The sequence below is a fragment of the Sphaerimonospora thailandensis genome (assembly GCF_016863115.1).
GTDB classification, from domain to species: domain Bacteria; phylum Actinomycetota; class Actinomycetes; order Streptosporangiales; family Streptosporangiaceae; genus Sphaerimonospora; species Sphaerimonospora cavernae.
On sequence record NZ_BOOG01000114.1, the window covers coordinates 1 to 2,745 of the forward strand.

Here is a 2,745-nt window from a genome sequence, read left to right on the forward strand (position 1 = left end):
TGTCAACACCGCCTCAAAACTGACCCCTTTCCAACGGCTGAAATCTGACCCCTCCGTCGTTGGTCATGGTTACTGTGTGTCGTGATTGGCTGCGGGAGTGCGGCCGAGGTCGCGGTTCTTCAGCCGGTAGCTGTCTCCCTTGAGGGAGATCACCTCGGCGTGGTGAACGAGGCGGTCGATCATGGCAGCGGCGACGGTGTCGTCGCCGAAGACCTCGCCCCAGCGTCCGAAGGGCTTGTTGCTGGTGACGATGAGGCTGGCGCGTTCGTAGCGGGCGGAGACCAGTTGGAAGAACAGGTTGGCGGCCTGGGCTTCGAACGGGATGTAGCCGATCTCATCGATGATCAACAGGGGGTAGCGGCCGAGGCGGGTGAGCTCCTCGTGCAGGCGTCCGTTGTTGTGGGCGTCGGCCAGGCGGGCGACCCATTCGGCGGCGGTGGCGAACAGGACGCGGTGCCCGGCCTGACATGCCCTGATTCCGATTCCTATCGCTATGTGCGTTTTGCCGGTTCCGGGTGGTCCGAGGAGGACGGCGTTGTCCTTGGCCAGGATGAAGTCGAGGGCGGCCAGGTGCGTGACGATCTCCCGTTTGACCGACCGCTGGTGATCGAAGTCGAAGTCCTCGACGGTCTTGTGGGCGGGGAAGCCGGCGGACTTGACGCGGGACTGAGCGCCGTGGGCGTCGCGGGAGGCGACCTCGCGCTGCAGGCAGGCGGCCAGGAACTCCTCGTGCGTCCAGCCCTGATCGCGGGCCTGGTCGGCCAGACGGGCGACGGCATCGCGCAGCGTGGGGGCTTTCAGCACCCGAGTGAGGTAGGCGATCTCAGAGGTGACGTCGCGACCGGTTTTGACTGTCATGGCTGCCTGGCCTCCACTGTCTCGTGGCGGGGCGCGAAGCCGGGGTGATCGAGTTCGGTCGCCCACCGCCAGCCCGGCGGCAGGAGCGGCGGCGGATCGGCAGCCGGGATTGTGCAGGCCAGCTCGCCGTCAGGGCCCATGGCAAGGGCTCCGCCCTGGCCATGGATCGATACCTTCACCTCGGCGTAGGCGATGACCGGAACGCCGGCGGCCGTGCCGTTGACCTCCAGCCAGCAGCAGGGGCGTGCGGGCGTGTCGCGGCGCAGGACACGGCTGCCCAACACGGTCGCCAACGCGGACAGCGCGGCGATGCCGGCTGCGGGACCGGCGCCGGCGGCGAGCCTGCCAAGGCCGCTCACCTGGATGCTGATCCGCGCGTCGTCGCAGGTCACCGAGACGCCGCTGACACCGGCCCGTTCCAGCAGATCAGCCGCGGCACGCATCGCCGTCGCCGTCACACTGGGTGAGCCCACCATGGGAAAGAGGCCGCCGCTGGGAGTGGGATGGGTGTTCATGAGGCCTCCCGCCGGTTGGTCAGGTCGTCATAGACCGCGAGCGGCCGCTGTTCGACCTCGATGTCGGCGGCACCCGCGGCGGCACCGGCCCCATTGACGGCGGCACCCGCGGCACCCGCGGCGCCGGCGGCGGGATGGGCGGCCAGCTTGGCCCGCGCGGCCTCGGCCCGCAGCAGCCGGCCGGCCTCGGCGTGCACCGGGTCGGTGATGGTCTGATGAGGAGCCCAGGAGCGGGCGTGCTCGGCGACCAGATGGCCCCCGCAGCGGACGGTGACACGTTCCAGGTCGGCGTACACGTTCACCTTCCGCCCGATCACATGCGGATCGACGGAGTAATCGCAGGTGTCCAACCGGACCCAGTGATCGCGCGGTAGCCGGATCTGGTTGTGCCAGCCCAGCTGTCCGGCCTCGATCGGCGGCAACTCCAGCATCGCGGCCCGGTCGGCGGCGATCCGATCGGCGGGCGCGCACTGAAGGTGCCGTTTGCGCCGGGCGTTGACCAGCGCGAACCACGCCCCCAGCTGGGCGTTGAAGTCGGCCGGGCCGCTGAACGTGCGCCCCGGCAGGAACGAGGTCTCCAGGTACTGATTGGTCCGCTCGACGATGCCCTTCGATTCGGGATCACGCGGCGGAAGGATGACCACCCTGGTGGCCAGCAGCCCGCGCAGCGCGTTGAACTGCGCCGACAGCACCGGTGGACGGCCGCCGCGCCGGTACTTGCCGACCCCGCCCTCGTTGTCCCACACCAGCGCCTTGGGAACAGCGCCCAACTCGGCCAGCAACACCCAGGTCGCCAAGACCAGGTCCTCGGCGTGCCGGGAGGGAATCATCCGCCCCACCGACCAGCGTGAATACCCCGACACCATCACCAGCACCGGCGGCACATCGGCCAGGCCGGGCAGCGTGATCGGCGGGAACCACAGATCGCACTGTGCCAGCTCCCCGGGCTCGTAGGTGGTCCGTGACACCGGGTCCACCGGCAGGTACACCGGACGCAGGTCACGGACCCGGTCCCGCAGCACCGTGATCGAGTTCACCCAGCCGATCCGCTCGGCGATCGTCGTCGCGGGCATCTTGGGGTCCAGCTTGAGCTGAGCACGGATCGCCGGCTCGAACGCGTCCACGATCGATCCGGTCGCCGCCCGCTCATACCGCGGCACCTCGGTGGCGCGGATCGCCCGCCGCACCGTGTTCTTCGAGATCCCCATCGTCCGGGCGATCACCTTGATCGGCATCTTCTCGGCCCGGTGCAGACGGCGGATCTCCGCCCAGTCATCCACTGTGATCACATCCCTTTCTGTCACCTCTGGGCGACGAAGGGGGTCAGTTTTCACGCGTTGCCTGGGGGTCAGTATTCAAGGCTCGTCGACAG

The 2,745-nt window shown here is 68.9% G+C and carries 3 protein-coding genes; all 3 read right to left on the reverse strand.

What is annotated here, in order from left to right:
- Positions 1-69 precede the first annotated feature (69 nt).
- The 3 genes from istB to istA are packed head-to-tail and all read right to left on the reverse strand — an operon-like array spanning position 70 to position 2,662.
- Positions 70-858 carry an IS21-like element helper ATPase IstB gene (istB, locus tag Mth01_RS29130; RefSeq protein ID WP_204019174.1) on the reverse strand — a complete coding sequence of 263 codons (789 nt, stop codon included), beginning with the start codon at positions 856-858 and terminating at the stop codon, positions 70-72.
- Entirely contained in the window at positions 855-1,373 is a 519-nt protein-coding gene (locus tag Mth01_RS29135) for a hypothetical protein (protein WP_204019175.1), read from the reverse strand. Before Mth01_RS29135 ends, istB begins: the two co-directional genes overlap by 4 nt.
- Positions 1,370-2,662, reverse strand: coding sequence for an IS21 family transposase (istA, locus tag Mth01_RS29140; protein WP_407695987.1), 1,293 nt, complete (start codon positions 2,660-2,662; stop codon positions 1,370-1,372). Before istA ends, Mth01_RS29135 begins: the two co-directional genes overlap by 4 nt.
- Positions 2,663-2,745: the final 83 nt, after the last annotated feature.